The 25,948-nt window shown below is 70.8% G+C and carries 21 protein-coding genes and 1 pseudogene; 11 read left to right on the forward strand and 11 right to left on the reverse strand.

Annotated features, from left to right (window positions below):
- Positions 1–73: 73 nt before the first annotated feature.
- Positions 74–1,105 (reverse strand): SGNH/GDSL hydrolase family protein, encoded by a 1,032-nt coding sequence (locus GAS53_RS09485; RefSeq protein ID WP_192583042.1) that lies wholly within the window; start codon positions 1,103–1,105, stop codon positions 74–76.
- A 178-nt stretch (positions 1,106–1,283) separates the two neighbouring features.
- Between GAS53_RS09485 and GAS53_RS09490 the strand changes: the two genes are divergently transcribed.
- The gene (locus GAS53_RS09490) at positions 1,284–2,675 is read left to right on the forward strand and encodes a cystathionine beta-synthase (protein WP_151477027.1); all 1,392 of its coding nucleotides are present in this window, start codon (positions 1,284–1,286) and stop codon (positions 2,673–2,675) included.
- A 394-nt stretch (positions 2,676–3,069) separates the two neighbouring features.
- Here the strand turns inward: GAS53_RS09490 and GAS53_RS09495 are convergent, their stop codons facing one another.
- The 5 genes from GAS53_RS09495 to GAS53_RS09515 all read right to left on the reverse strand — a co-directional run bounded on the left by GAS53_RS09495 (position 3,070) and on the right by GAS53_RS09515 (position 6,974).
- Positions 3,070–3,495 (reverse strand): hypothetical protein, encoded by a 426-nt coding sequence (locus tag GAS53_RS09495; protein WP_192583052.1) that lies wholly within the window; start codon positions 3,493–3,495, stop codon positions 3,070–3,072.
- A 90-nt stretch (positions 3,496–3,585) separates the two neighbouring features.
- Positions 3,586–4,518 carry an ABC transporter substrate-binding protein gene (locus tag GAS53_RS09500; RefSeq protein ID WP_151477029.1) on the reverse strand — a complete coding sequence of 311 codons (933 nt, stop codon included), beginning with the start codon at positions 4,516–4,518 and terminating at the stop codon, positions 3,586–3,588.
- Between the two features lie 119 nt (positions 4,519–4,637).
- Positions 4,638–5,300, reverse strand: a complete 663-nt coding sequence (locus GAS53_RS09505; RefSeq protein ID WP_151477030.1) for an ABC transporter permease — start codon at positions 5,298–5,300, stop codon at positions 4,638–4,640.
- Position 5,301: 1 nt separating this feature from the next.
- Complete coding sequence (locus GAS53_RS09510) at positions 5,302–5,943, reverse strand: ABC transporter permease (protein WP_151477031.1); 642 nt, start codon at positions 5,941–5,943, stop codon at positions 5,302–5,304.
- Positions 5,943–6,974 carry an ABC transporter ATP-binding protein gene (locus GAS53_RS09515; RefSeq protein WP_151477032.1) on the reverse strand — a complete coding sequence of 344 codons (1,032 nt, stop codon included), beginning with the start codon at positions 6,972–6,974 and terminating at the stop codon, positions 5,943–5,945. Before GAS53_RS09515 ends, GAS53_RS09510 begins: the two co-directional genes overlap by 1 nt.
- A gap of 141 nt (positions 6,975–7,115) precedes the next feature.
- On the opposite strand from GAS53_RS09515, the gene GAS53_RS09520 reads away from it, so the two are divergent.
- The 3 genes from GAS53_RS09520 to GAS53_RS09530 all read left to right on the forward strand — a co-directional run bounded on the left by GAS53_RS09520 (position 7,116) and on the right by GAS53_RS09530 (position 10,389).
- Complete coding sequence (locus GAS53_RS09520; RefSeq protein ID WP_151477033.1) at positions 7,116–8,714, forward strand: aromatic amino acid ammonia-lyase; 1,599 nt, start codon at positions 7,116–7,118, stop codon at positions 8,712–8,714.
- On the forward strand, positions 8,711–9,667 hold the full coding sequence (locus GAS53_RS09525; RefSeq protein WP_225858835.1) for a MurR/RpiR family transcriptional regulator: 957 nt from the start codon (positions 8,711–8,713) through the stop codon (positions 9,665–9,667). The genes GAS53_RS09520 and GAS53_RS09525 overlap by 4 nt, the downstream gene beginning before the upstream one ends.
- Positions 9,668–9,804: 137 nt before the next feature.
- Positions 9,805–10,389: a hypothetical protein gene (locus GAS53_RS09530; protein WP_151477034.1), complete on the forward strand. Its 585-nt coding sequence runs from the start codon at positions 9,805–9,807 to the stop codon at positions 10,387–10,389.
- A 199-nt stretch (positions 10,390–10,588) separates the two neighbouring features.
- Here the strand turns inward: GAS53_RS09530 and GAS53_RS09535 are convergent, their stop codons facing one another.
- The gene (locus GAS53_RS09535; protein WP_151477035.1) at positions 10,589–11,953 is read right to left on the reverse strand and encodes an APC family permease; all 1,365 of its coding nucleotides are present in this window, start codon (positions 11,951–11,953) and stop codon (positions 10,589–10,591) included.
- A gap of 116 nt (positions 11,954–12,069) precedes the next feature.
- Positions 12,070–13,473, reverse strand: a complete 1,404-nt coding sequence (locus tag GAS53_RS09540; protein ID WP_151477036.1) for a type III PLP-dependent enzyme domain-containing protein — start codon at positions 13,471–13,473, stop codon at positions 12,070–12,072.
- A 140-nt stretch (positions 13,474–13,613) separates the two neighbouring features.
- Here GAS53_RS09540 and hutU point away from each other — a divergent pair, with 140 nt between their 5' ends.
- From hutU to hutI, 4 genes are all read left to right on the forward strand, one after another.
- Complete coding sequence (gene hutU, locus GAS53_RS09545; RefSeq protein ID WP_151477037.1) at positions 13,614–15,272, forward strand: urocanate hydratase; 1,659 nt, start codon at positions 13,614–13,616, stop codon at positions 15,270–15,272.
- A gap of 176 nt (positions 15,273–15,448) precedes the next feature.
- Positions 15,449–16,714, forward strand: a complete 1,266-nt coding sequence (locus GAS53_RS09555) for an allantoate amidohydrolase (RefSeq protein ID WP_151477039.1) — start codon at positions 15,449–15,451, stop codon at positions 16,712–16,714.
- Positions 16,711–18,108 carry a formimidoylglutamate deiminase gene (locus GAS53_RS09560; protein WP_151477040.1) on the forward strand — a complete coding sequence of 466 codons (1,398 nt, stop codon included), beginning with the start codon at positions 16,711–16,713 and terminating at the stop codon, positions 18,106–18,108. The genes GAS53_RS09555 and GAS53_RS09560 overlap by 4 nt, the downstream gene beginning before the upstream one ends.
- 44 nt (positions 18,109–18,152) lie before the next feature.
- Positions 18,153–19,352 (forward strand): imidazolonepropionase, encoded by a 1,200-nt coding sequence (gene hutI, locus GAS53_RS09565; RefSeq protein WP_225858836.1) that lies wholly within the window; start codon positions 18,153–18,155, stop codon positions 19,350–19,352.
- Positions 19,353–19,374: 22 nt separating this feature from the next.
- Here hutI and GAS53_RS09570 read toward each other — a convergent pair whose 3' ends face one another.
- The 3 genes from GAS53_RS09570 to GAS53_RS09580 all read right to left on the reverse strand — a co-directional run bounded on the left by GAS53_RS09570 (position 19,375) and on the right by GAS53_RS09580 (position 23,493).
- Entirely contained in the window at positions 19,375–20,643 is a 1,269-nt protein-coding gene (locus GAS53_RS09570) for a DUF418 domain-containing protein (protein WP_151477041.1), read from the reverse strand.
- A 128-nt stretch (positions 20,644–20,771) separates the two neighbouring features.
- A complete protein-coding gene (locus GAS53_RS09575; protein ID WP_151477042.1) occupies positions 20,772–22,340 on the reverse strand; it encodes an RICIN domain-containing protein in 1,569 nt (522 codons plus the stop codon).
- A 253-nt stretch (positions 22,341–22,593) separates the two neighbouring features.
- A complete protein-coding gene (locus GAS53_RS09580) occupies positions 22,594–23,493 on the reverse strand; it encodes an RNA polymerase sigma factor SigF (protein WP_151477043.1) in 900 nt (299 codons plus the stop codon).
- Between the two features lie 251 nt (positions 23,494–23,744).
- Here GAS53_RS09580 and GAS53_RS09585 point away from each other — a divergent pair.
- The 3 genes and pseudogenes from GAS53_RS09585 to GAS53_RS09595 form a co-directional block, all read left to right on the forward strand.
- Positions 23,745–24,116: pseudogene (locus GAS53_RS09585) on the forward strand (STAS domain-containing protein); the annotation flags it as partial.
- A gap of 404 nt (positions 24,117–24,520) precedes the next feature.
- Positions 24,521–25,024: an ATP-binding protein gene (locus GAS53_RS09590; RefSeq protein ID WP_151477044.1), complete on the forward strand. Its 504-nt coding sequence runs from the start codon at positions 24,521–24,523 to the stop codon at positions 25,022–25,024.
- Positions 25,025–25,216: 192 nt separating this feature from the next.
- On the forward strand, positions 25,217–25,909 hold the full coding sequence (locus GAS53_RS09595) for an LPXTG cell wall anchor domain-containing protein (RefSeq protein ID WP_151477140.1): 693 nt from the start codon (positions 25,217–25,219) through the stop codon (positions 25,907–25,909).
- Positions 25,910–25,948: the final 39 nt, after the last annotated feature.

The following is a 25,948-nucleotide window of genomic DNA, read 5'->3' on the forward strand; positions in this document are numbered from 1 at the left end:
AAATCAGCCCGTCCGGCGTTTGAGGAGCGGGGTTCGGGGGTTGGCCCCCCGGGGGGCGAGGAAACGCCCGGGGTCAGGCGGACGGTTCCGGGGCCGGGGCCGGGGAAGGGTCCGTGGCCCGGACCCGCCGGCGCCGGCGGCGCTTGAGGAGGGCCCAGGGTCCGCGCGGACCCGTGGGCATCGCGGCCGTGACCTCGGTGCCGGCCTCCGACGCGGCCTCCGCGGCGGCCCGGGCCACCGGAAGGAAGCCCTCGCGACGGGAGACGTCCGGACGCTCCTCCTCGGCCGGCCAGAGGCCGAGCGTCGCGCAGACCGTGGGCAGCACCGCCATGGCCGCGGTCGCATAGCCCTCCGCGGAGGGGTGGTAGTTGTCGGGGCCGAAGAGCTCTCGGGGGTTCGCCGCGAATTCAGGACCCAGCAGGTCACCGAGGGACACCGTCCGCCCTCCCTGCTCGACCGTCCCGATGGTCTGCGCCGCCGCGAGCTGCCGCGACGCCCGCCGGGCCAGCCAGCGCAACGGCTGCTGCACGGGCTCGATGGTCCCCAGGTCGGGACAGGTGCCGACGACCACCTCGGCGCCAGCGGTACGCAGACGGCGTACCGCTGCCGAGAGGTGACGGACCGAGCGCGTCGCGGGCATCCGATGCGTGACGTCATTCGCGCCCACCATGATCACGCATACGTCAGGGGCCCCGTCAGGGACCCCGAGAGCCAGCGTGACCTGACGGTCCAGGTCGTCCGACTGAGCGCCGGGCAACGCCACGTTCCGCAACCGCACCGGCCGCTCCGCCACCGCGGCGAGCCCGGACGCGAGCAGCGCCCCGGGGGTCTGACGAGCCCGGTGCACCCCCTGCCCCGCCGCCGTGGAATCCCCCAGCATCGTCAGGCGCAACGGTTCCTCTGCGCCGGCGTACACATACCCGTACAGCCCGTCCGCGCTCGGCGGATGGGGACTGTGTCCGTTGCCCACCGTCCGCTTCGCCAGCTGCACCTCGGCCAGCACCACGCCGACCGTCGCCGCGCCCAGCAACCCGATCCCGCCGCCGCCGTACGCCGCGCCCGCGGCGATCCGCCGCGCCACCCTCGCCCTCGACAACCTCGTCATGCGTAGCCGCCACCTCCTCGTACCCGTACAACCACTGCTTGCCCCGTAGGGACCGTCGGCCAATCTCAACGACACGTGCTGTGCCTTCCGAGGGATTTCCCCCGGCCCCCCGACCCGGTACGGGGCTTAGGCTGGCGGAACCACCCCGACCACCTCTTTTTCAGCTCCGGAGACAACGGTGCAATTCCACGACTCGATGATCAGTCTCGTCGGCAACACCCCGCTGGTGAGGCTCAACAGCGTGACCGCCGGCATCCAGGCGACCGTCCTCGCGAAGGTCGAGTACTTCAACCCCGGCGGCTCCGTGAAGGACCGCATCGCCCTGCGCATGATCGAGGCCGCCGAGCAGAGCGGCGCCCTCAAGCCGGGCGGCACGATCGTCGAGCCGACCAGTGGCAACACCGGTGTGGGCCTTGCCATCGTGGCCCAGCAGAAGGGCTACAAGTGCATCTTCGTGTGCCCCGACAAGGTGAGCACCGACAAGATCAACGTGCTGCGTGCGTACGGGGCCGAGGTCGTCGTATGCCCGACGGCGGTGGACCCCGAGCACCCCGACTCGTACTACAACGTCTCCGACCGGCTCGTGCGGGAGACCCCGGGCGCCTGGAAGCCCGACCAGTACTCCAACGCCAACAACCCCCTCTCGCACTATCACTCCACCGGCCCTGAGCTGTGGGATCAGACGGAGGGGCGGATCACCCACTTCGTGACGGGTGTGGGGACGGGCGGCACCATCTCCGGCACCGGGCGGTACCTGAAGGACGTCAGTGACGGGAAGGTCCAGGTGATCGGCGCCGACCCCGAGGGGTCCGTGTACTCCGGCGGGTCCGGGCGGCCGTATCTCGTGGAGGGGGTCGGCGAGGACTTCTGGCCGACGGCGTACGACCGGACGGTCGCGGACGAGATCGTCGCGGTCTCGGACAAGGACTCCTTCCAGATGACGCGGCGCCTCGCCAAGGAGGAAGGGCTCCTGGTGGGTGGTTCGTGCGGCATGGCCGTGGTGGCCGCGCTGCGCGTCGCCGAGCGACTGGGTCCTGACGACGTCGTGGTCGTGCTGCTGCCGGACAGCGGGCGCGGGTACCTCAGCAAGATCTTCAACGACGAGTGGATGGCCGACTACGGGTTCCTGGAGGACGCGGGTCCCAGTGCCCGTGTCGGGGATGTGCTGAGCGACAAGGCGGGCGGCTCCATGCCCTCGCTCGTCCACATGCACCCGGACGAGACGGTCGGCGAGGCCATCGAGGTGCTGCGGGAGTACGGCGTCTCGCAGATGCCGATCGTGAAGCCCGGCGCCGGGCACCCGGACGTGATGGCCGCCGAGGTCGTGGGGTCCGTGGTCGAACGGGAGCTGCTCGACGCGCTGTTCACCCAGCGGGCCTCGCTCTCCGACCCGCTGGAGAAGCACATGTCGGCGCCGCTGCCCCAGGTCGGCTCCGGTGAGCCGGTGGGCGACCTGATGTCCGTACTCGGCGCCGCCGACGCGGCGATCGTCCTCGTCGAGGGCAAGCCCACGGGTGTCGTCAGCCGGCAGGACCTGCTGTCCTTCCTTGCCAAGGGTGGACTGCAGTAGGACTTCCGGTGAACTGCGTTCTCCGGAGGGGAACTTCCGGGGTGAGTGATCACCGCAGAACTTCGTGGAAGTGGTACGAGCGCGTCACGTCCGCGCAGCACACGCTTAACACGGGTCCGGCACATTAGTGGATGTCGGCAAGGGCGGGAGCGGCTCCCCGCCCCGGTCGGCACCGAAAACGGCGCCAAGGACCTCCGGAGCGGCTCCCGGACCTCCATGGACGCCTAGGACGCGCAAGCCCGGCCCTGACCCGGCCCGCGTCCCTCGCGGGGACCGCCGTCGTCCCGCCCCCCGGTAACGGGGGTGCGGCGGTTCCCGCGCAAAGCTTGCGAAGGGCCCGTCACCTAGGTGACGGGCCCTTCGGCGCTACTTGTTGTGTCGCATGCTCTTCCAGTCACTCTTCCCAGTCCGACTCCGACTTGTTCTTGCGGCGGCCGAAGATGTTCGGCGTGTGGCGTGCGGCCTGGACGACGTTGACCCCCACGATGCCCGTCCAGGCGATCAGGAGGCCGGGCAGGTCCGCGACAGCGCCGCCGATGGCGGACAGAGGGATCGCGAGGACCAGCGAGACGATGCCGAAGCCGAAGCGCTCGCCCCAGGAATCGGAGGATCCCTGCGGGGCGCGCGAGCCCCGGGCCACCACCATCTGCTGTTCCGCGAGCTGTCGGCGTACCCGGCGGTCGACCGCCCCGTCCAGACGCTGCTCGACCTTCTCCAGGAACGAGTCGACCAGCGCGGACTCGTACTCTTCGCCCAGTTCCTTGCGTGCGTGCAAGGTGGCGTCGAGTTCCTTCTTGAGCTCCGCGTCACGGGCTTCCATACCGGTCATGGTGTCAACGGTAAGGAGCCGGAGCCCGCTTGGCACGGGGGTTAGCCCCCTTATCCGCGCTGGGCTGTTCCCCACCACTCCCTATCGCGTCAGGCCCTTCTCCTTCGCGTACGCGTTCGCCACGTCCTCCGGGTCCTTCTTGTCCTTGTCGACCTTGCGGTTGAGTTCGGTGAGGTCCGCCGTGGTGAGGACGTTGCCCAGCTGGGCGAGGGCCTTGCGGACCGTCGAGTCGGCCTTGCGGTCGGCGATGAGGGGGACGACGTGCTGGCCGGGGATGAGGTTCTTGGGGTCGGTCAGGACAACCCACCTGTTGGCTTGGATGTCGGTGTCGGTGGTGAAGAGATTGGCCACGTCCACGTCACCCTTCTTCAGGGCGCCCTTCACCAACGGGCCCGAGGAGTCGAGGGACTTGAACTCCTTGAACTCCACCCCGTACACGTCCTTCAGCCCGACCACCCCGACCTCGCGCTTCTTCACCTCGGGTGCGGCGCCGATGACGAGCCTGCCGTTCTGCTTCCTCAGGTCGGCGAGGGTGGCCAGACCGTACCTGTCGGCCGTCTCCCGGGTGACCGCGAACGCGTCGGAGTCCTCGGCCATGCCGTACGGCAGCACCTGGAGGCCGACGGGCAGGGACATCGCGAGGGCGTTCTGCATCTCGCCCTCCTCCGTCGCCTCCGCCTTGGGGTCGATGTAGTGGAGCAGGGCGCCCTGGTACTCGGGGAGCAGGCCGATGTCGCCGCCCCTGAGCGCGGGGATGAGGATCTCGCGGGTGCCGAGGTTCGGGCGGACCTTCGTCTGCACTCCGGCGGCTTCGAGTACCGCCGCGTAGAGGAAGCCGAGGACCTGGTTCTCGGTGAAGTTGGCGGTACCGATGGTGACGCCGTCCTTGCTGGACCCGCCACCACCACTCGCACCGCCCTCGCCGTCGAGCGAGGTGATACCACTGCTGCACGCGGCGAGCGCGGGAACGGATGCGGCGGCGAAGAGCCCGCCGAGGAGAGTACGACGATTCATGAGTGAAAGCTCCTGGGTGGGAGTTGCAGAGATCGGGGGCGCCCCGTAAGGGGCGCGGGGAACTGCGCGACCAGCCACAACGGACCCGCAGATTCGGAACTGCAGCCGGCGCGGAGCGCCTACGCGGGGCGATGACGGAACAGCACCCGCTGCAGGCCGCTCAAGGCGAGGTCGAGAACAACGGCAACCACGGCCACAAGCACCGCACCCCCCAGCACCTGCACAAGGTCCCGCTGAGCAAGCCCGTCGAACACATACCGCCCAAGCCCGCCAAAAGACACGTACGCGGCGATCGTGGCCGTCGCCACCACCTGGATCAGCGCGAGACGCAGGCCCGTCATGATCAGGGGGAGCGCGAGAGGCAGCTCGACCTGGAACAGGACTTGGTGCCAGCGCATGCCCTGGCCGCGGGCGGCGTCCTTCACGTCCGGGTCGACGGCGTTCATGCCCGCGTACGTGTTCGTGACGATCGCCGGGACCGCGAGGGCGACCAGCGCGACGTACACCGGCCACATCGACAGGCCGCTGGCCAGGAAGACGAGCACGACCAGGCCGACGGTCGGCAGGGCGCGGCCGAAGGACGCGAGGTTGATGGCGAGGAACGCGCCGCGGCCGGTGTGGCCGATCAGCAGGCCCAGCGGGAGGGCGATCGCGGCCGCCACGAGGGTGGCGAGGAGCGAGTACTGGAGGTGTTCGGCGAGGCGGTGGCCGATGCCGTCGGGGCCGGTCCACTGCTCGCCGCTGACCAGCCAGTCGCCGAGGTTCTTGAAGAGTTCGTACATGTCAGGCTCGCCGCCTCGTCCACGGGGTGAGTACGTACTGAACGGCGACCAGCAGCGCGTCCGCGACCAGGGCCAGCAGGAGCGTCAGGACCACGCCGACGATCACCGGGGTCGGGAAGTTGCGCTGGAAGCCGTCCGTGAAGAGCTGGCCGAGGCCGCCGTCGCCGATGTACGTCGCCACGGAGACCAGGGAGATCGACATGACCGTGGCGATACGGACGCCCGCCATGATCACGGGGAGTGCGAGGGGGAGCTCGACGGTGAGGAGGGCGCGCAGGGGGCGCGTGCCCATGGCCTTCGCCGCTTCCTTCGTCTTCGCGGGGACCGAGTCGAGGCCCTCGACCGTGTTCCGGAGGAGGACGACGAGGGTGTAGATCGTCAGACCGATGACCGTGGTGGTGCGGGTCAGGCCGGAGACCGGCAGGAGCAGCACGAAGACGGCGATCGACGGGATTGTGAAGAGGACGTTCGAGAGGCCCAGGAGGAGGCCCCGAAGGGGGCGGATCCGGTGCGCGACCACGGCCAGCGGGAGGGAGATCAGCAGGCCGAAGAGGACGGCGGAGAGGGCCGCCTGGAGGTGGGAGAAGGTGAGGGTGGTCAGGTCGTCGGTGTGGTCGCCTATCCACGACCAGTCGATGGTCATCAGGCGACCCGGGCTTCCGCGTGGGCCAGGCCGGCGTGCTCGTGGATCTCGTCGCGCGACGTCACGCCGGTGAGGGCGCCGTCGGCGTCGACGCGGGCCACGAGTCCGGTCGGGGAGGCGATGGACTCGTTGAGGGCGGCGAGCAGGGAGTCGGCGTCGCTCAGCGGCCGTACGGGGAGTTCGGTGTCCTCGGTGCGCCAGTGCAGGGGCCTGCGGGCGCCGTCCAGGACCAGTTCCCAGGTGCCGCCCTCGGGGGCCGGTGCCTGCGGTATGCCCTTGAGCGGCGTCAGCGACAGGAGCTTCAGGCCGCGCTCGGCGCCCAGGAAGTCCGCGACGAAGTCGTCCGCCGGGCGGGCCAGCAGCTCCGACGGGGTCGCGCACTGGACGAGATGGCCGCCCGTGCGGAAGATCGCGATCTGGTCGCCGAGCCGGACCGCCTCGTCGATGTCGTGCGTGACGAAGACGATCGTCTTGCTCAACTCCTTCTGGAGCCGGAGCAGTTCGTCCTGGAGCTGGGTGCGCACGACCGGGTCGACCGCGCCGAAGGGCTCGTCCATCAGGAGCACCGGCGGGTCGGCGGCGAGCGCACGGGCCACACCGACGCGCTGTTGCTGGCCGCCGGAGAGCTGGTGCGGGTAGCGCTTCCCGGACTCGGCCGTCAGGCCGACCGTCTCCAGGAGCTCCGCCGCCCGGGCCCGCGCCTTCCGGCGGCCATGGCCGAGGAGCAGCGGTACGGTCGCGATGTTGTCGAGGACCGTGCGGTGCGGGAAGAGGCCCGACTGCTGGATGACGTAACCGATGGAGCGGCGGAGGTCCGCGGCGTCCTGGTCCAGCACGTCACGGCCGCCGACCCGGATGGTTCCGGAGGTCGGGTCGACCATTCGGTTGATCATTCGCAGTGTCGTCGTCTTGCCGCAACCGGAAGATCCCACGAGGACGGTCACACCGCCTTCCGGCATCTCCAGGGAGAGGTCGTGGACCGCTGTCGTGCCGTTCGGGAAGCGCTTGTGGACCGCGTCGAACTGGATCATGAGGTGTCCCTTGCCCGGCTGCATATCGTCATGCAGAGTTCTCTGTATCTGAATAGCTTGTCAACGGCCCGGTGTTAATCGCTGGTTACTTATGGCCGCCAGGCAAGATCCGACGTCCGGATTGAGAGGAGTTCGCGCTCTATGTCGTCTCAGGATGTGGACGTACCGGGTGCGGTGACGACCGGCCTCGTGGTGCTGGACGGGTACAGCACCCGCGTCGCCGACGTCGTACGCCTCGCCGACGGGCTCGCGCGGCCCGTCCCCGGCACCGACGCGATGAAACGCGTCGAGGAATCCTGGGACGCGGCCCGGCTGATCGCCGCGACCGGCCGCGTGTACGGCCGCTCCACCGGCGTCGGCGCCAACCGGAACGAGGATGTGCCGACCGAGGCGGCCGCCGAGCACGGTCTGCGCCTGCTGCGCAGTCACGCCGGCGCCATCGGCGAGGAACTGCCCGCCCGGCAGGTCCGGGCGATGCTCGCCGTCCGCGCGAACCAGCTCCTCGCGGGCGGGGCGGGCCTGCGGCCCACCGTCGTCACGGCGCTGTGCGAGGCGCTGGAGACCGGGGCGTACCCCGTCGTGAACGAGTTCGGCTCGGTCGGGACCGGGGACATCGCGGCGTTGTCGCAGGTGGGGCTGGCGCTGGCGGGCGAGCATCCGTGGCGAGGCGTGGGCGGTACGTCAGCGGGTGCGGGTGCGGGTACGAAGGGTGTGGGTGCGGGCGCTTCGGAGGGCTGGATCGCGGGTGCGGTGGAGGGTGTGGGCGCGCCCGAGCCCCAGCCGCTCGACAACAACGACGCCCTCGCGCTCATCAGCAGCAACGCCCTCACTCTCGGGCAGGCCGCGCTCGCGCTGCACGAGCTGCGGGGGCTCATCGGAGCCACGCAGGTCGTCGCCGCGCTGTCGCTGGTCGCGGTGGACGGGTCGCACGAGGCGTACGCGGCGCCCGTGCACGCCGCGCGTCCGCACCGCGGGTCGGCCGAAGTGGCCCGGCGGATGCGGGAGTTGGTCGGTGCGGCCGACCATCCGACGCCGCCGCTCGGCCGGATCCAGGACCCGTACGGATTCCGCTGCCTGCCGCAGATCCACGGGCCGGCGCACGACGCGGCCGATGCCCTGGAAGAGGTCCTCGCCGTCGAGATCAACGCGGCCGCCGAGAACCCGCTGATCTGCCCCGAGGACATGGCCGCCTACCACCACGGCGGCTTCTACCAGGCCCAACTCGCCCTCGCTCTCGACCACTTCAGGCTTTCCCTCACCCAGGTGGCCCGCCTGTCGACCTCCCGCCTCTCCACCCTGAACGAACCCGCCTACACCCGTCTGCGCCCCTTCCTCGCCGACCACGAGCCCGCCTCCTCCGGCGTGATGATCCTGGAGTACGCCGCCGGAGCCGCCCTCGGCGATCTGCGGGCCTTCTCCGCGCCCGCCTCGCTCGGCCACGCTGTACTCTCCCGGGGCGTCGAGGAGCAGGCGAGCTTCGCGTCGCTCGCCGCCCGTCAGACACTGCGCGCGTGCGATGCGTACCGTCTCGTCGTCGGCTGCGAACTCGTCGCCGCCGTACGGGCGTTGCGCCAGCGCGGCCTGCGGCCGGACCCGGAGCTGCCGGTCGCGCGGGCGCTGGAGCTCGCCGAGTCGGTGCTCGACGCGGACCCGGCCGACCGGCCGCTCACGGACGACGTGACGGCGGCGGCCGCACTGCTCGACCGGTTCACGGACATCTGGAGGGGGAGCACGGCATGAGCGTGGACGGGAGCAGGGACGTGAATACGGGCATGGACGTGAATACGGGCAGGGACGTGTTTACGGGCGAGGAATCGAACGGTGACGGGAAGACGAGCGTGGACGGGAGTACGGGCGTGACCGACAGTCCTGCCGGGCGCCTGCAGGCGCTCTTCGAGGGGCACCGGCTGACCCCCACCCAGCGGCGCATCGCGCACAGCATGGTGCGGCGGGCCGCGGAGGTGCCGTTCCTGTCGAGCGTGGAGCTCGCCGAGCTCGCCGGTGTCAGCCAGCCGTCCGTCACCCGCTTCGCCGTGGCCCTCGGCTTCGACGGCTACCCGGCCCTGCGCAAGCATCTGCGCGAGGTCGCGCCGGCCGAACCCGCGGCGGACACGGGCTCGTACAACGAGTACCAGCAGGCCGTCGAGGCCGAGATCGAGAACCTCCGCCATCTCGCCTCCGTGCTCGCGGATCCGCGCCCCGTGGAGCGGGCGGGGCGGCTGCTCGCCGCCTCGCGGCCGCTGCCGGTGCTCGGACTGCGGGCGGCCGCGTCTCAGGCGTACGGGTTCGCGTACTTCGCCGCCAAGGTCCATCCGGACGTACGGCTGCTGCACGAGGGCGGGACGATGGTCCACGACCGGATCGACGCGGCCGTGCGGGCCGGGGCCAGCACCTTGCTGTGCTTCGCGCTGCCCCGGCATCCGCGGGAGGTCGTGGACACGCTGGCATACGCGAAGGAGGCCGGGCTGACCGTCGTCACGGTCGCGGACTCGGCGTTCGCACCGGTGGCGAAGGTGTCGGACCTGCTGTTGCCGGCAGCCGTCGGGACCGGGCTCGCCTTCGACACGGCCTGTGCGCCGATGCTGCTCGGGCGGGTGCTGCTGGAGGCGATGTGCGACGGGCTGCCGGATGCGCAGGCGCGGCTGGAGGAGTTCGATGCGCGGGCCGCTGCGCGCGGGCTGTTCGTCGAGTAACGGTCGGTCGGGGAGCCGAGGAGCCGAGTAACAGTCTGTCTAGTAACGGTCTGGGGTCGCTCTAAGACTCGTCTCACCTTTGCTCGCTAACCTGCATGCCCAAAAGATGCGTCGGCGAGTCTGTGAGGAGGCGGAACGTGACGCGCGGAGGGCAGGGACTGGCTCGGGTGGCCGTCGTAGTGCGGGCCGGGGCGGCACCGTTGTGGTGGCTCGGAGTGATCTCGGCGGGTGTCGGGATGCTCGTGCCGGGGGTTACCGGGCGGCGGATCGGGGTGCTGGCCGGGGCCGCGCTCCTTCTGATCACGGTGGCCGTGGTGGTCCTGGTGCGGCGGAAGCGGTACGCGGAGCTTGTCCGTGGCGCGGCCCGGGCCGGAAAGCACGATGTGCTCCAGGACCGGGCGGTGACGGTACGGAACTGGCGGCGGGGGCATCGGTGGTGGTTGCTGCTCGCGTTCGTGGCCGCGCTGGGGTCCGCGTTCGCCGTGCCGGCGGCCGGGGGGATGCTCCTTGCGGGCGTCGGAGTCGGGCTTCGTCTCAAGGCGGTCTGGATCGGGCGGCTCGAGCGGGCGGCCGAGTCGCTCGTGTGGGTCCGTGTCGACTGGCTCGGCCGCGGGGCGGGTGTTCCGGCGGGCAAGCGGGTCAAGGCCTACCGGTCCACGGGTATCGCGGCGGGCGACGCCGCGCCTGGTGGGGCGCGGCGTCGGGGGGACGTGCTGGTGTAGTGGGCGGGTGCGGGTTGTGGGTGGTTGTCTTTCCCGCCCGCACCGCCCGTAAGGCGCATCTTGGACCGTGCGGGTTTCCCGTGGGGGTTCCCGCCGTTGGCGGCTGCGGGTGGGGGATCAGACCTCCTGGTCCGCCTCGAATTTTCTTCAGGTGGTGCATTTCTTCAGGTGGTGCCTGGCCTTTCGAGACTCTGTCGTCTCAGTCCTCGTGCTGTACCCGGAGCACCAGCTTGTTGACCGCCCACAGGCCGACGCCGATGGCGAGGAGCACTGCCGCGCGGATGTAGACGTCCGCCGGGCGGTCGGCCAACGGGCTGGCGAGGATCAGGGCCGTCACCGCGCCGAGCACCGGGAGCGCGGTCGGCGTACGGAAGTGCTCGTGGTCGACGGGGTCGCGGCGGAGTACCAGGACCGTGACGTTGACCACGGCGAACACGCACAGCAGCAGGAACGCCGTGGTGTCGCCCAGGCCCTCGATCTCGCCCGTGGAGACCAGGCCGATCGCGAGGACCGTCACGAAGATGATCCCGACCACGGGTGTGCGGCGGCGGCGCAGGACGCGGCCCATACCGCGCGGCAGGATGCGTTCGTTGGCCATGCCGTAGCAGAGGCGCGAGGCCATCATGATGTTGATCAGCGCGGAGTTGGTGACGGCGAACAGGGCGATGAGCGCGAAGAGTTTGTGCGGGAAGTCGACGCCGCCGGCCTTCACGACCTCGAGGAGCGGGCCGCTCGAACCCTCCAGCACCTTGTAGTCCACGAGGAGTGACGAGACCAGCGCCACGAGCACGTAGATCGTGCCCGTCACCGCCACGCCGATGAAGATCGCCCGCGGGAAGGTGCGGACGGGATCCTTCGTCTCCTCGGCCATGTTCACCGAGTCCTCGAAGCCCACGAACGCGAAGAAGCCCAGTGCCGTCGCGCCCAACACCCCGGTGATCAGGGCGTATCCGGTGCCGCTCGCCTCGAACTCGCCCAGCCTGGACGGCTCCCCGTCGCCCGTCAGCACCGCGTACGCGCCGATCGCGAGGATGATCAGCAGACCCGTCAGCTCGACCAGCGTCAGGATCACGTTCGTCTTCACGGACTCCGACACGCCCCGCAGGTTCAGCGACGCGAGGGCGAGGATGAAGCAGATCGCGATGAGCGTGGGCGGCAGCGCGTCGCCCGTCAACTCGGCCAGATAGTCGCCGCTGAACGCGCGGGCCGCCGCGCTCGCGGACGACAGGCCCGAGCACATCACCATGAACGCGATGATGAAGGTGAGGAAGGGGACCTTGAACGCCTTCTGCGTGTAGAGGGCCGCTCCGGCCGCCTGTGGATACTTGCCGACGAGTTCGACGTACGACGCCGCCGTCAGGATCGCCACGACGAAGCCGATGACGAAGGGCAGCCACAGCGCCCCGCCGACCTTCCCGGCGACGCTGCCGGTGGTGGCGTAGATGCCGGTCCCGAGAATGTCGCCGATCACGAAGAGGATCAGCAGCTTGGGGCCGATGGCCCGCTTGAGCCCCGGTTCCTCGGCGGGTGCCGGGGTGCCTGCGGTGGTTTCGGTGGTGGACAAGAGAACCTCCCCCGATCGGTGATCCGTCCGGGGGAGTTCTTCCCGATGGTGCGCCGGGGATGCCTGTGCGGCCGCGTCTCAGAGCTTCATCAGAGCTTCACCCCGGCGCGGGCCCGTCAGAACGTGTCCGTCAACGCCCCCGCGTGCGCCCCTCCCGACTCCGCCACGATCTCGTCGAGCGTCTGCGGCGTCCGGACCACGGCGAACCGCACCCCGCCCGCCCCGTCCGGACCGAACCCGTAGATCCCGGGCCGCGCGAGCGAGTTGTACGTGTAGTGGTGCGCGAAGTAGTACGCCCCCGTGTCCAACGCGGCCGCGTAGTCGCCCTGTTCGAGCAGCGGCATCGACCGCCCCTCCGCCAGCAGGTCACCCGCGAAGCACGCCGGACCCGCCACGTCCTGCACCACGTCGGGTCCCGTCTTCGGCCGCCCCTTCGTGTCGTACGCGGCCACCCGCAGCGGCCAGGACACCGGCGCGTACACCGTACGGGCCGCCACCTGCACTCCCGCGTGCGTCACCGCGATCGCCCGCCCGCCGGCCGACTTCGCGTACTCGACCCGTGCCAACACCACCCCGTGCTTGGCGAGCAGCGACCGGCCGAACTCCGTGACCAGCCCGTACCGCCCGTCGAAGAGCCCCGGCACGGTCGCCGCCAGCAGTCGCGCGTACTCCGCGTGCGTGGGGGTCTCGGTGTCCGACCCGAAGTTCACCGGCAGCCCGCCGCCGATGTCGAGCGTGTCGATCTGCCGCCGCCCGGCGCGTTCGTTGATCTCCTCCGCGATCCCGTACGTCTCGGCCACCCCGCGTGCCATCAGTTCGAGCGGCATCCCCTGCGAACCGGAGTGCGCGTGCAGCCGGGTCAGCCACGGCCGGTCCAGATACGCCCGTACGACCCACTCGCGCGCCCCCTCGTCCCGCAGCGCGACCCCGAACTTCGAGGTTGCCGTCGCCGTCGACAGCGCGCTGATCGAACCCCCGCCGACCTGCGGATTCACTCGGATCCCCAGAGGTGAGCGGGTCGACGCCGAGCGCACGAGCCCGTCGATGCGGTCCAGCTCCTGCGGGTTGTCGGCGTTGACCGCGATGCCCAGCGCGAGCGCCTCCCGCAGCTCGGCCGGGGTCTTGGCGGGTGAGTCGAGGACCGTGCGGGCCGGGGGCACCCCGGCCGCCCGGGCGAGAGCCAGCTCGCCCGGGCTCGCGACCTCGGCGCCTATGCCCTCCCGGTGCAGCAGCCGCAGCACCGGCACCAGCGGGGTCGCCTTCACCGCGAACGCGTGCAGCACGGGCGTGCCCGGCGCCACCACCGTGTCGAAGGCCGCCCGCAGGGCCGCCGCCGAGGCCCGGATGCCGGTGATGTCGAGGAGTCCGATGATGGGGGTGGCGGGGCCGACGAGCCCCTGTTCCACGGCCGCGCGGACGGCCTCGTCCCGCCGCGCGCCCCCGTCCGGAACCCTGATGGGAGCCCCGTCCGGTTCTTCACCCGTCGTGTCCGCGTCGCCTGTGCCTGTGTATGCCGCCATACATCCAGCCAAACACCCGCGCCGGGCCCGCGCTGGCGCAAGAATGTATTGACTAGTTCTATTCAGGCAGCCAGGATGTGAATATCAGCTGCATGACCGGCACCGTCCCGGAGTACTCACCAGTCGCCAGGAGGCAGACCATGTCAGGACCCCGCCCTGTCCGAGCACCGCGAGGTACGGAACTGAGCGCCCTGGGATGGCAGCAGGAAGCCGCTCTGCGGATGCTGCAGAACAACCTCGACCCCGAGGTCGCCGAGCACCCCGACAAGCTCGTCGTCTACGGCGGCACCGGCAAGGCCGCCCGCGACTGGCGCTCCTTCGACGCCATGGTCCGTACGCTGCGGACGCTCAAGCAGGACGAGACGATGCTCGTCCAGTCCGGCCGGCCCGTCGGCGTCATGCAGACCCACGAGTGGGCACCGCGCGTCCTCATCGCCAGCTCCAACCTGGTGGGCGACTGGGCGAACTGGGAGGAGTTCCGGCGCCTGGAAGCCCTCGGCCTCACCATGTACGGGCAGATGACCGCCGGCTCGTGGATCTACATCGGCACGCAGGGCATCCTGCAGGGCACGTACGAGACCTTCGCCGCCGTCGCCGCGAAGAAGTTCGGCGGGACGCTCGCCGGGACCATCACCCTGACGGCCGGGCTCGGTGGCATGGGCGGTGCCCAGCCGCTCGCCGTCACCATGAACGACGGGGTCGCGATCTGCGTCGACTGCGACCCGCGCGCCATCGAGCGCCGCATCGAGCACCGGTACCTGGACGTGAAGGCCGACTCCCTGGAGCACGCCCTCCAACTCGCCGTCGAGGCCCGCGACGCCCGGCGGCCCCTGTCCATCGGGCTGCTCGGCAACGCGGCCGAGCTGCTGCCGCGCATGCTCGCCGAGGCCGCACCGATCGACATCGTGACCGACCAGACCTCGGCCCACGATCCGCTGGCCTACCTGCCCCTGGGCGTCGACTTCGACGACATGGCCTCGTACGCCGCGAAGGACCCGGCCGGGTTCACGACGCGTGCGCGGGAGTCCATGGCCCGGCATGTGGAGGCCATGGTCGGCTTCATGGATGCCGGGGCCGAGGTCTTCGACTACGGCAACTCCATCCGGGGCGAGGCCCAACTCGCCGGCTACGACCGGGCGTTCGCCTTTCCCGGCTTCGTGCCCGCCTATATCCGGCCGCTGTTCTGCGAGGGCAAGGGGCCCTTCCGCTGGGCCGCCCTGTCCGGTGAGGCCTCCGACATCGCCAAGACCGACAAGGCGATCCTCGATCTCTTCCCCGAGAACGAGTCGCTGCACCGTTGGATCAAGATGGCCGGTGAGCGGGTGCACTTCCAGGGGCTTCCGGCTCGGATCTGCTGGCTCGGGTACGGGGAGCGTGACAAGGCGGGGGAGCGGTTCAACGACATGGTGGCCTCGGGCGAGCTGGCGGCTCCCCTGGTCATCGGCCGCGACCACCTCGACGCCGGTTCCGTCGCATCCCCGTACCGCGAGACCGAGGCCATGCTCGACGGCTCGGACGCGATCGCCGACTGGCCGCTGCTGAACGCCATGGTGAACGTGGCCTCCGGGGCGTCCTGGGTCTCCATCCACCACGGTGGTGGTGTGGGGATGGGCCGCTCCATTCACGCCGGTCAGGTGACGGTGGCCGACGGCACGGCTCTCGCCGGCGAGAAGATCCGGCGTGTGCTGACCAATGACCCCGGCATGGGGGTCATCCGGCATGTGGACGCGGGGTACGACATCGCGGAGTCAGCGGCGGACGAGCGTGGTGTGCGGGTGCCCATGCGGGAGGGCGAGTGAGCCTGCCGTCCGGTGGGGAGCGGGATTCTTCCCCCACCCCACCCCTTCCCGCTGCATCAGACATGCGGCTGCCGCCGCGTGGCAGGGGCGCTGCCCCTGGGCCCCGCCGGGGGCAGCGCCCCCAGGCCTCCGATCGGCCTGAACGGCCTCGTCCTCAAGCGCCGGACGGGCTGGAAATGCCTGGACCGGGCTCGAAGGCTCAGCCACGTTCAGAGTCTCCCTCCTTTCATGAGATGTGGCGGCAGTTGGAGCCCATCGGGCGGCACCCCGACTCCGGCGGTTATCGGCGGTTCGCCTGGACCGGGGCCGATGCCGAGTGTCGGGCCTGGTTCGAGGAGCAGGCCCGGGCGCGCGGGCTGGCGTACGAGGTGGACCGGAACGGGAACCAGTGGGCCTGGCTCGGGGACCCCACCGCCGGGGATGCCGTGGTCACCGGGTCCCATCTCGACTCGGTGCCCGATGGCGGCGCCTTCGACGGTCCCCTCGGCGTCGTGTCCTCCTTCGCCGCGCTGGATGAACTGCGGAGCAGGAACGTGCAGTTCGGCAAGCCCCTCGCCATCGTGAACTTCGGTGACGAGGAAGGTGCCCGCTTCGGGCTGGCCTGTGTGGGGTCGCGGCTCGCGGCCGGGGAGCTCACCGTGGAGCAGGCGCATCGGCTCAGGGACGCCGACGGGGTCAGCCTGCCGGAGGCGATGGAGGCCGCCGGGTTCGACCCGGACGCCATCGGGGCGGACCCGGAGCGCCTGGCCCGTATCGGCGCGTTCGTCGAGCTGCATGTCGAGCAGGGGCGTGCCCTCGATCTGTCCGGCGACCGGGTCGGCATCGCCAGTGCCATCTGGCCGCACGGGCGGTGGCGGTTCGACTTCCGGGGTGAGGCCAACCACGCGGGGACCACTCGGCTCGTGGACCGCCGCGACCCCATGCTGTCGTACGCGCAGACCGTGCTCGCGGCCCGGCGGGAGGCGCAGCTCGCGGGGGCCGTGGCCACCTTCGGCAAGATCTCGGTCGAGCCGAACGGTGTGAACGCCATCCCCTCCCTCGTACGCGGCTGGCTCGACTCCCGTGCCGCCGACCAGGCGACCCTCGACACGGTGGTCTCCGGCATCGAGAAGGCGGCCCGCGAGTACGCCGACGCGCACGGCATCCAACTGGACGTCGTCCGCGAGTCGTTCACCCCTGTCGTCGAGTTCGAGCACGCCCTGCGGGACGAGATCGCCGGCATCCTGGGCAGGGAGAAGGAGGCCGGTCTGACGGTCCCCGTTCTGGGTACCGGGGCGGGACACGACGCCGGGATCCTGTCCGGCTCGATTCCCACCGCCATGCTGTTCGTACGCAACCCCACGGGCGTCTCGCACTCGCCGGCCGAGTACGCCGCCGAGGACGACTGCGTGGCCGGGGTGACCGCACTCGCCGACGTACTGGAAGGGCTGGCCCGCAAGTGAGCGCGCAGGGGAAGCACGGGAAGCAGGGGAACCAAGGCAACCGAGGGAAGACGTACTGGCTGGAGCATGCCTGGCTCGACTCCTTCGTCGAGCCGGGCGTGGCCCTCGACGTGGACGCCGACGGGCGGATCGCCGCCGTCCGCACGGGCGTCGACACCCCGCCCCCCGGCGCCGAGATTCTCCGCGGCCTGACGATCCCCGGCCTCGCCAACGCCCACAGCCACGCCTTCCACCGTGCCCTGCGCGGCACCGTCCAGGTCGGCTCCGGCACCTTCTGGACCTGGCGCGAGGTCATGTACTCCTTCGCGGACCGGCTGACCCCGGACACGTACCATGCGCTCGCCCGCGCGGTGTACGTCGAGATGGCCCTCGCCGGGGTCACGGCGGTCGGCGAGTTCCACTACGTCCACCACGCGCCGGGCGGCACCCCGTACGCCGACCCGAACGCCATGGGTGAGGCGCTCATCGAGGCCGCCGCGGAGGCGGGCATCCGCATCACGCTCCTCGACACCGCCTACCTCGCCGCCGGCATCCTGAACAAGAGCAGCGGGCAGCCGCCGAACCGGCACCAGCTCCGCTTCTCCGACGGCACGGCGGAGGCCTGGGCCGAACGCTGTTCAGTTCTCAAGGACCGGGATCACGCGCGGATCGGGGCGGCCATCCACTCCGTACGAGCCGTGCCCGCGAGGCAGTTGTCGACGGTGGCGCGGTGGGCCGAGGAGCGGCGGGCCCCGCTCCATGTGCATCTGTCCGAGCAGAAGGCGGAGAACGACGCCTGCCTGGAGGCGCACGGCTGCACGCCCACCCGGCTGCTCGCCGACCACGGGGTGCTCGGCCCGCGCACGACGGGCGTCCACAACACCCACCTCACCGACGAGGACATTTCCCTGCTCGGCGGCTCCACGACCGGCACGTGCATGTGCCCCACCACCGAACGCGATCTCGCCGACGGCATCGGACCGGCCGTCGCCCTTCAAGGTGCGGGCTCTCCGCTCTCCCTCGGCTCCGACAGCCACGCCGTCATCGACCTGCTCGAAGAGGCCCGCGCGATGGAGCTGAACGAGCGCCTGCGCACGCGCACCCGCGGCCACTGGACGGCGGCGGCGCTCCTGCGCGCCGCCTCCGCGGGCGGCCACGCGGCCCTCGGCTGGGACGACGTGGGCACGCTCGAACCCGGCGCGCTCGCCGACTTCACGACGATCGCGCTCGACTCGGTCAGGACAGCGGGGCCGCTGCCGCGGCTCGGCGCCGAGACGGCCGTATTCGCCGCGACAGCGGCGGATGTGCGCCACACGATCGTGGGCGGCCGACACGTCGTACGCGACGGGGCGCACACCCTCGTACCGAATGTGCCGCAAGCCCTCGCGGACGCCGTCGAAGCCCTGCGCGCCTGACCTCCGCCCCCGCTCCCGCCGCCCCGACCGCCCACGAGGACGCCATGACCAGCACCGGCAGCACCACCAACGGCACGACGACCGTCATCACCAACATCGCCAGTCTGGTCACCAATGACCCCTCCCTCGGTGACGGATCCCCTCTCGGTCTGATCCAGGACGCGGCCGTCGTCATCGACGGCGACCGCATCGCGTGGACCGGTGATTCAAGAGAAGCACCCGCCACTGACAATCGGGTCGACGCCGGTGGCCGGGCGGTGATCCCGGGCTTCGTCGACTCCCACTCGCACCTCGTCTTCGCGGGCGACCGCACCCAGGAGTTCAACGCCCGCATGTCCGGCCGGGCCTACAGCGCCGGCGGCATCCGTACGACGGTCGCCGCCACCCGCGCCGCGAGCGACGAGGAGCTGGAGCGCAATCTCACCCACTACCTGGCCGAGGCCCTCCGCCAGGGCACGACCACGTTCGAGACGAAGTCCGGGTACGGGCTCACGGTCGAGGACGAGGCGCGGGCGCTGCGTATCGCGTCCGCGCACACCGACGAGGTCACCTACCTCGGCGCGCACATCGTCTCCCCCGACTACGCCGACGACCCGGCCGCGTACGTCGCCCTCGTCACCGGCGAGATGCTCGACGCCTGTGCCCCGTACGCCCGTTGGGTCGACGTCTTCTGCGAGAAGGGCGCCTTCGACGGGGACCAGGCCCGCGCGATCCTCACGGCGGGCAAGGCGAAGGGCCTGCACCCGCGCGTCCACGCCAACCAGCTCTCGTACGGCCCCGGCGTCCAGCTTGCCGTCGAGCTCGACGCGGCGAGCGCCGACCACTGCACCCACCTCACGGACGCGGACGTCGACGCGCTGGCCAGTGGCAACACGGTCGCCACCCTTCTCCCCGGCGCAGAGTTCTCCACCCGTGCCGAATGGCCCGACGCCCGACGCCTTCTCGACGCGGGCGTCACCGTCGCCCTCTCCACCGACTGCAATCCGGGCTCGTCCTTCACGTCGTCCGTGCCCTTCTGCGTCGCCCTGGCGGTACGGGACATGCGGATGACACCGGACGAGGCGGTGTGGTCGGCCACGGCGGGGGGAGCGCGGGCCCTCCGCCGCACCGACATCGGCCGCATCGCCCCGGGCGCCTACGCGGACCTGGCTCTGCTGGACGCCCCGAGCCATGTCCACCTGGCGTACCGTCCGGGCGTACCGCTGGTCGGCGAGGTGTGGCGGCGGGGCGTACGCGTGGTCTGAGGCGAGCCGAGTGCCCAGCCAATCAGCCCGTCCGGGACCCGTACATCAGCCGGCGCAGCACCGCCTCGGCAGGACCCCGGCGTCCCGCGCGCTCCAGGGCGTACGCCCCGGCCACTGTGACCAGCCAGACGCCGATCGCGAAGAGTGCCATCGTCGCGCTGGACAGGTGCTCGCCGAGGCCGAGACCCCAGGCGGCCAGCAGTGGGGCGAAGATCAGTGAGTGCGTGAGGTAGCAGGACAGGGACCGCTTGCCGACCGCGGACACCGCCGACATCGCCGCGACGGCCGTGGCACCTCGACGGGCCTCCCTGTTCGTCCACCAGTGCGCGAACAGCGCGACGGCGGCCACATAACCGAGTCCGGCGGCGTTGCCGGTGATGTCCCGGAGCAGCGTGAGCGCTCCCGACTCGCTCTGGGCGTCGTCCGGTACGTCGAGGGCGCCGATGTGGGCGAGCGCGGCGGGCAGCGCACCGAGCCAGCCGACCGTGATGCCGATGACCGCCGTGCGGCGCAACAGAGTCCGATGGCGTCCGGGCTCCTCCAGGACGCGTCGGCGGGCCGCCCAGAAGCCGAGCAGGAAGACGACGTATCCGCCGCCGATCAGCGACAGCGCGGACGCCAGGAACGTGATGTACAGCCCCGTTTCCAGCCGGGTCTCCGCCGCCCCGAGCCAGCTCTCCTCCTGCGCGCCGTACGCCATGAAGCCGGGCTCCGCCCCCGCGTCGCCGAGCGTGCCCAACTCGCCCTGGAGCAGGGCCGATACGACGGGCTGAGCCGCGAAGAAGACGAGCAGCGCGGCACCGATGCAGATCCACCACTTCAGCGCGCGTTCGCCGCGCCGCAGGAAGACCAGGCCGAGGACGAGGCTCAGCACTCCGTAGTAGCCGACGATGTCGCCCGCCATCAGCAGAGTGGAGTGCGTCAGGCCGATGGCGATCAGCCAGAAGCTGCGCCGGCGCAGGATCCTGACCGCGTCCCGCTCGGAGGTGCCGGCGGTGGTCTGCCGGAGATAGAGCTGCATCATCCCGTAGCCGAACAGGAACGCGAAGAGCGGGTAGATCCGCAGGTCCAGCACGGTGATCATGGTGAACTGCACCGCGTGGTCGAGCCACGAGCCGTCCACGGGCTGCCATCCCGAGGGCCCGTGCCGGGCCGCCCAGAGATGGAAGGCGGTGTTGGAGAGGACGATGAGCAACAACATGATCCCGCGCGCGAAGTCCGGCGCGAGCGCCCGCTCCTCGGCCCGCACGCCCCCGCGCCGCAACGGTTTCTCTTTGCTCGTGATCGTCATGGCTCCACGCTAGGAAGCCCTGACCTGGCCGGACATCGGTCGGCGGTCGAGAGGCGGCAGACCAAGGGATGACGTGAACTCGAGGGACGCCGACCAAAGTTGATACGAGAGTCAGTGCGGGAGAGGCCTCAGGCCGGGCCCGCACCCGCCCGCCACCGCTGATCCGCCCGCGGCCCCGCGTCCGGGGCGAGGTCAAGGCCGTCGCCGTCGTGCGGTGTCACCGCGTGGTCCGGGGCGATGGCCGGGCGGAGCACGCCGTCGGCGGTGACCGCGAACCTCAGGTTCTTGCCGTTGGGACCGTCGACCGAGTCGCACTCCCAGATGCCCACGCCGTCGTCGGTCGCGCCGCGGCTGTCCAGGCAGAAGTCGGGGTCCGCGTAGGACTGGAGGACGTCCCGGCCGGCGTCGAAGCGCCAGCGCTGGGTGCGGGCCGTGGTGCAGGTGGCAGTGATGACGTCCGTGCCCTTCTCCATGTCACCGTTCAGGATGTCCAGACAGCGGCCGGAGGCGAGGTTGACCACCTGGGCGTAGGCACCGTTCGGCGGTGGAGCGGGGGCGGACGGCGTGTGGGACGGCCTCGGGGACGCCGACTTCGACGGGGTCGAACTACGCGTCGGGGACGGGGTCGGGGATGTGGCCGTGGCCGTGGGGGAGGGCGACGGGGACGTCGGGACCGTGGCCGTCACCGTGACCGCCGGTGGGCGTACCGGAGTACCCGAGCTTCCCGCCTCCTCGGGCTGTGAGCCGCCCGAGGACAGGAGGAAGAGCAGCAAGGGGGCCAGCGCCACCCCGAGCGCCGCCGAGGCCAGGACGAAGCGGCGGGACGGCGGCCAAGTCCCCAGGACTCCCCAAGTGCCCGACTCCGCATGGGAGTTGGCGCGCGAGTGGGATGCGGTGCCGGTGCCGTATGCCGTGCCGCCCCACGGCAGCAGGCCCTCGGCCAGTGCCGTGCGCGGGTCGTCCCGCAGGGCGGACAGCTCCTCGTACGCGGTGGCGCAGTGCGCGCACTCGGCCATGTGGGCGCGCAGGTCCGCGCTGTGGCGGGGGCTGTCGGGGCGTACCGACTCCTCGATCAGCCGGCGGAAGTCCTGGCAGTGCGGATCTCCGGAGGCGGCGAGATGGGTCTTCAGGAAGGCCGCGCGGAGCGCCTGGAGCGCAGGCTCCGTTCCGTACGTCACGTCTTCGCGGGTGAGTCCCAGCAGGCCGGCCGTCTCGTCCTCGGGCTCCTGCTCCACGATCCCGTACCAGACGAGGCCCTGGACCCGGGAGGGGAGCGACTGGAAGGCGTCGAGCATCGGCGGGACCGGCCCCTCCGGACCGCTCGCGCGCAGTCGCGTGAGCAGCCCGGGGTCGAGCCGGTCGGCCCGCTCGTCCCCGGCCCATGCGACGGCCACCCGCGCGGCGAGCAGCAGGAGCTGGTGCCGCCACGGTCCCCGCGGGTCGGTGCCGCGCGCGGTCTCCTGGGCCGCGAGGGCGAACGCCCGGTCCGTCAGCTGCCGTGCGGCGGAGTCGGCGGTGGTGCACAGGCGGGCGTACGCGAGGACCGCGGGCCGATGGCGCACACGCAGTTCGCGCAGTGCCGCGTACGAGGTCGCGGTGTCCGAGCGCAGCAGCTCGGTGAGCCGCGCGTCGGACGCGCCGGCGTGCACACCGCCCCCGGCCCCGGCGCCATCGCCGGTCCCCTCGCCCCGAGCCATGCACCTGCCTCCCCTGCACCCCGTGCCGTCTCCGGCCGTCTCCTGACGTACCAGCCAGTTTGGCGGGTGACCATAGTGGTTGAAGGTGAACTGAGGGGAAAGGGGTTCCCGTGAGTAACTCAGGTGTGGGCCATGGGTAGTCCGCGAATGAACTACGGGCAGTGAACGACTGTGAGCAACGCGCTCGGGGCCGGGCCGGATTGTCCGGCCCGGCCCCGAGCGCACACCTGTGGCACCGATGTGGTGAAGACCGTCACTCCTCGACGGTCAGGCCCCTCCGCAGTCGCACCAGCGTCCGCGACAGCAGCCGCGACACGTGCATCTGCGAGATGCCCAGCTCATCGCCTATCTCCGACTGCGTCATGTTGGCGACGAAGCGCAGGGACAGGATCTTCTTGTCGCGCGGCGGGAGTTCGGCGATCAGCGGCTTCAGCGACTCGACGTACTCGATGCCTTCGAGCCCGTGGTCCTCGTAACCGATCCGGTCCGCCAGCGCGCCCTCGGAGTCGTCCTCCTCGGGCTGGGCGTCAAGCGAGCTGGCCGTATAGGCGTTTGACGCCGCCATGCCCTCGACGACCTCGTCGTTCGACAGGCCCAGTCGATCCGCCAGCTCTCCCACCGTCGGAGCGCGGTCCAGTTGCTGCGCGAGTTCGTCGCCCGCCTTGGCCAGGTCGAGACGGAGTTCCTGAAGCCTGCGCGGAACACGCACCGACCACGACGTGTCGCGGAAGAAGCGCTTGACCTCGCCGACGATGGTCGGCATCGCGAAGGTCGGGAACTCGACGCCACGGCTGAGCTCGAAGCGGTCGATCGCCTTGATCAGGCCGATCGTGCCGACCTGGATGATGTCCTCCATCGGCTCACTGCGGGAGCGGAACCGGGAGGCGGCGAACTTCACCAGGGCGAGGTTGAGTTCGACCAGCGTGTTGCGTACGTACGAGTACTCGTGGGTGCCTTCTTCCAGGGACTCGAGCCGCTCGAAGAGGGTCTTGGACAGGGCCCGTGCGTCCACTGGCCCCACCTCGTCATAAGGGGGGATCTCCGGAAGTCCGGCGAGGCCGACATTGTCGTCGGCGGACTCTTCTTCCAGGCACTCCAGAGGGGGTGTCGACGTCGCCCTCTGGGTCTGCGATGCGTCGAGCCGGGGTGACATGATGTCCTCCATCGTTCTCGGCATATGGCTGCCGATGCCAATACGTGCACTGCGGTGTGCGGCGCCTCCAAAGCCGGCCGTGTCGAAAACTGTCTCTACTAGCCCTACCCGCTATCGCGACTCCCCCGCAAGTGCGTTTCATTCACAAATGTCCGTTTTTTGGCGGTTGTTCGGGTGTCCGACGGCGTAGGGAGGGCGTAGGGTTCGAGGGCGTCAATCAACAGCCACGACGGTCGGAAGAGAGAGACGGCATGGACCGCGGGACGGTCGGCAGCGCACAGTCGGGCCGGCTACTGGTCGAGGTGCGGGAAGAGGGCACTAGTGCCGTCGTCACCCCCGCGGGTGAGTTGGATCACCATACGGCGGATCTGCTTCGAGAACCGATCGAGGACTGCCTCGACCGCGGGTTCGCTCGCCTCGTCGTGGACTGCTCGCGGCTCGAGTTCTGTGACTCCACGGGCCTGAACGTGCTGCTCGGCGCCCGGCTGAAGGCCGAGGCCGCGGGCGGCGGGGTTCATCTGGCCGGGATGCAGCCGGTGGTGGCCCGGGTCTTCGAGATCACCGGGGCCGAGGCCGTCTTCACCGTGCACGCCTCGCTCGCGGCGGCCCTGGCCGACAAGGCGGCGCCCGGCAAGGTCGCGCCCGACAAGGCCGGGCCCGGCGGGTCCGAAGCGGGCAGGCCCGGGGAGGGCAAACCCGGAACCGGTCCCTCCAGGGCCGGCCGACCCGCGGCCGACCGGGGCGATCAGTCACCTTGAGGTGGCGTCCCGCGGCAAAGTTATGCCTCAGTTGTCTCCGTGTGATCAGCGCGTTACCAGGGTCACAGTAACCGTGCCGAATAAGTGGGTGTTCTGACGGTTCGGTCGGGCAGGAGACATCCTGAATATGCAACCGACCGAATGGCGAGCGCGCGACAGTCCCGGACGACCCCCCGGATCTTGAGTGTCCTGAGCTTTCCGAATGTGCTGAATGTGCAGAGTACTGAGTCTTGAATCGTGAACTGGTGAATCGGTGAGGTGAAGCGCTGATGAGCACCACCCGGCCTTACTCGCCGGGCGACCGCGGCCCGGATCCGGGCGACGGCGGCGCTTCCGGGACGTCTCCGGGCGGCGCGCCCGCCGGGCGTCGGGCCCGTCGGCTGAACTTCGACGGCGAGAGCGGTGTCGTCCCGCTCGCCCGCGACTTCGCCCGCCAGGCGCTGTACGAGTGGGGCTGGCTGCCGGCGGCCACCGCCGACCAGCGGGCCGCGGCCGAGGACGTCCTGCTCGTCGTCTCCGAGCTCGTCACGAACGCCTGTCTGCACGCCGAGGGCCCGGACGAGCTCTGGATCACCTGCGACACCAAGGTGCTCCGCGTCGAGGTCTCCGACCGGGGCACGGGCCAGCCCGCCCCGCGCACCCCGCACAGAGCCGGGCGCCCCGGCGGTCACGGCATGTTCATCGTGCAGCGGCTGTGCCTGGACTGGGGCGTGATCCGCACGGCCGGGGTCGCGGGAAAGACGGTCTGGGCGGAGCTCGGAGCACCGGCGTAAGCCCTGTCTGACGTCCACCTCGGGTTACCCGCGGTTCGAACCCTTCTTCGTTCATCACCCGACGCGCGCCGGATCCCCACGGATCCGGCGCGCACTTTGTCTTCCCTCGGCAAGGCCCCGGGCGTACCTTGACGGCCGATCTGATGTGCCGTCAGGAACGCCTTCAGGAATGAGGGGACCGTGTCATACCGGATGTACCAGAAACGAACCGCCGCGCTCGCGTCCGCCGCGGCCCTGGCCGGCTCGGCGGTGCTGATGGCCGCCCCCGCCGCCCAGGCCGACGTGGTGGACGTCAACTACCAGTGCAAGACCCCGATCGGCGACAAGTCCGCCGTCTCGCCCATCGACATCAAGGGCGTCAAGAGCGGCAGCGGCTACAAGCTCACGATGTCCTGGCAGAAGGGCGTCTCGTCCAGCCCGGTGGAACTGGGCAAGGGCGCGATGAGCCCGAGCGCGGTCATCGAACTGGGCGGCGCGGACAGCGGCACGGTGAAGGTCACCGGACCGCCCAACGCGGAGGCCATCCCCGCCAACACACCCATCAAGATCAGTGACCTGAGCGGTACGTACACGCCGGGGAAGACCGGCGAGGTCACCTTCACGGCGGGTGTGCTGACCATCAAGGCGCTCGGTACGACGACCACCTGCACGCCCACGAACGACCCCAAGCCCGCGCTGACCCTCGACGTCACGGCCGCGGGCGGCGGCTCGGGTTCGGGTTCGAGCTCGGGCGGGACGCAGACCGGCTCGGGCTCCGGCAGCGAACTCCCGCAGACCGGCCCCGAGGACTCCGCGATCGCGCTCGGCACGCTCGGCGGCACGGTGCTGCTGGCGGGCGCGGCGGGAGTGCTGTGGCTGACCCGCAGGAATCAGGCACCCCGCTGACCTGACCCTTCTCGCCTGATCGTCCTCGCGTGATCGTCT

The organism is Streptomyces albicerus, from assembly GCF_008905045.1.
In the GTDB taxonomy this organism is placed as follows: Bacteria; Actinomycetota; Actinomycetes; order Streptomycetales; family Streptomycetaceae; genus Streptomyces; species Streptomyces albicerus.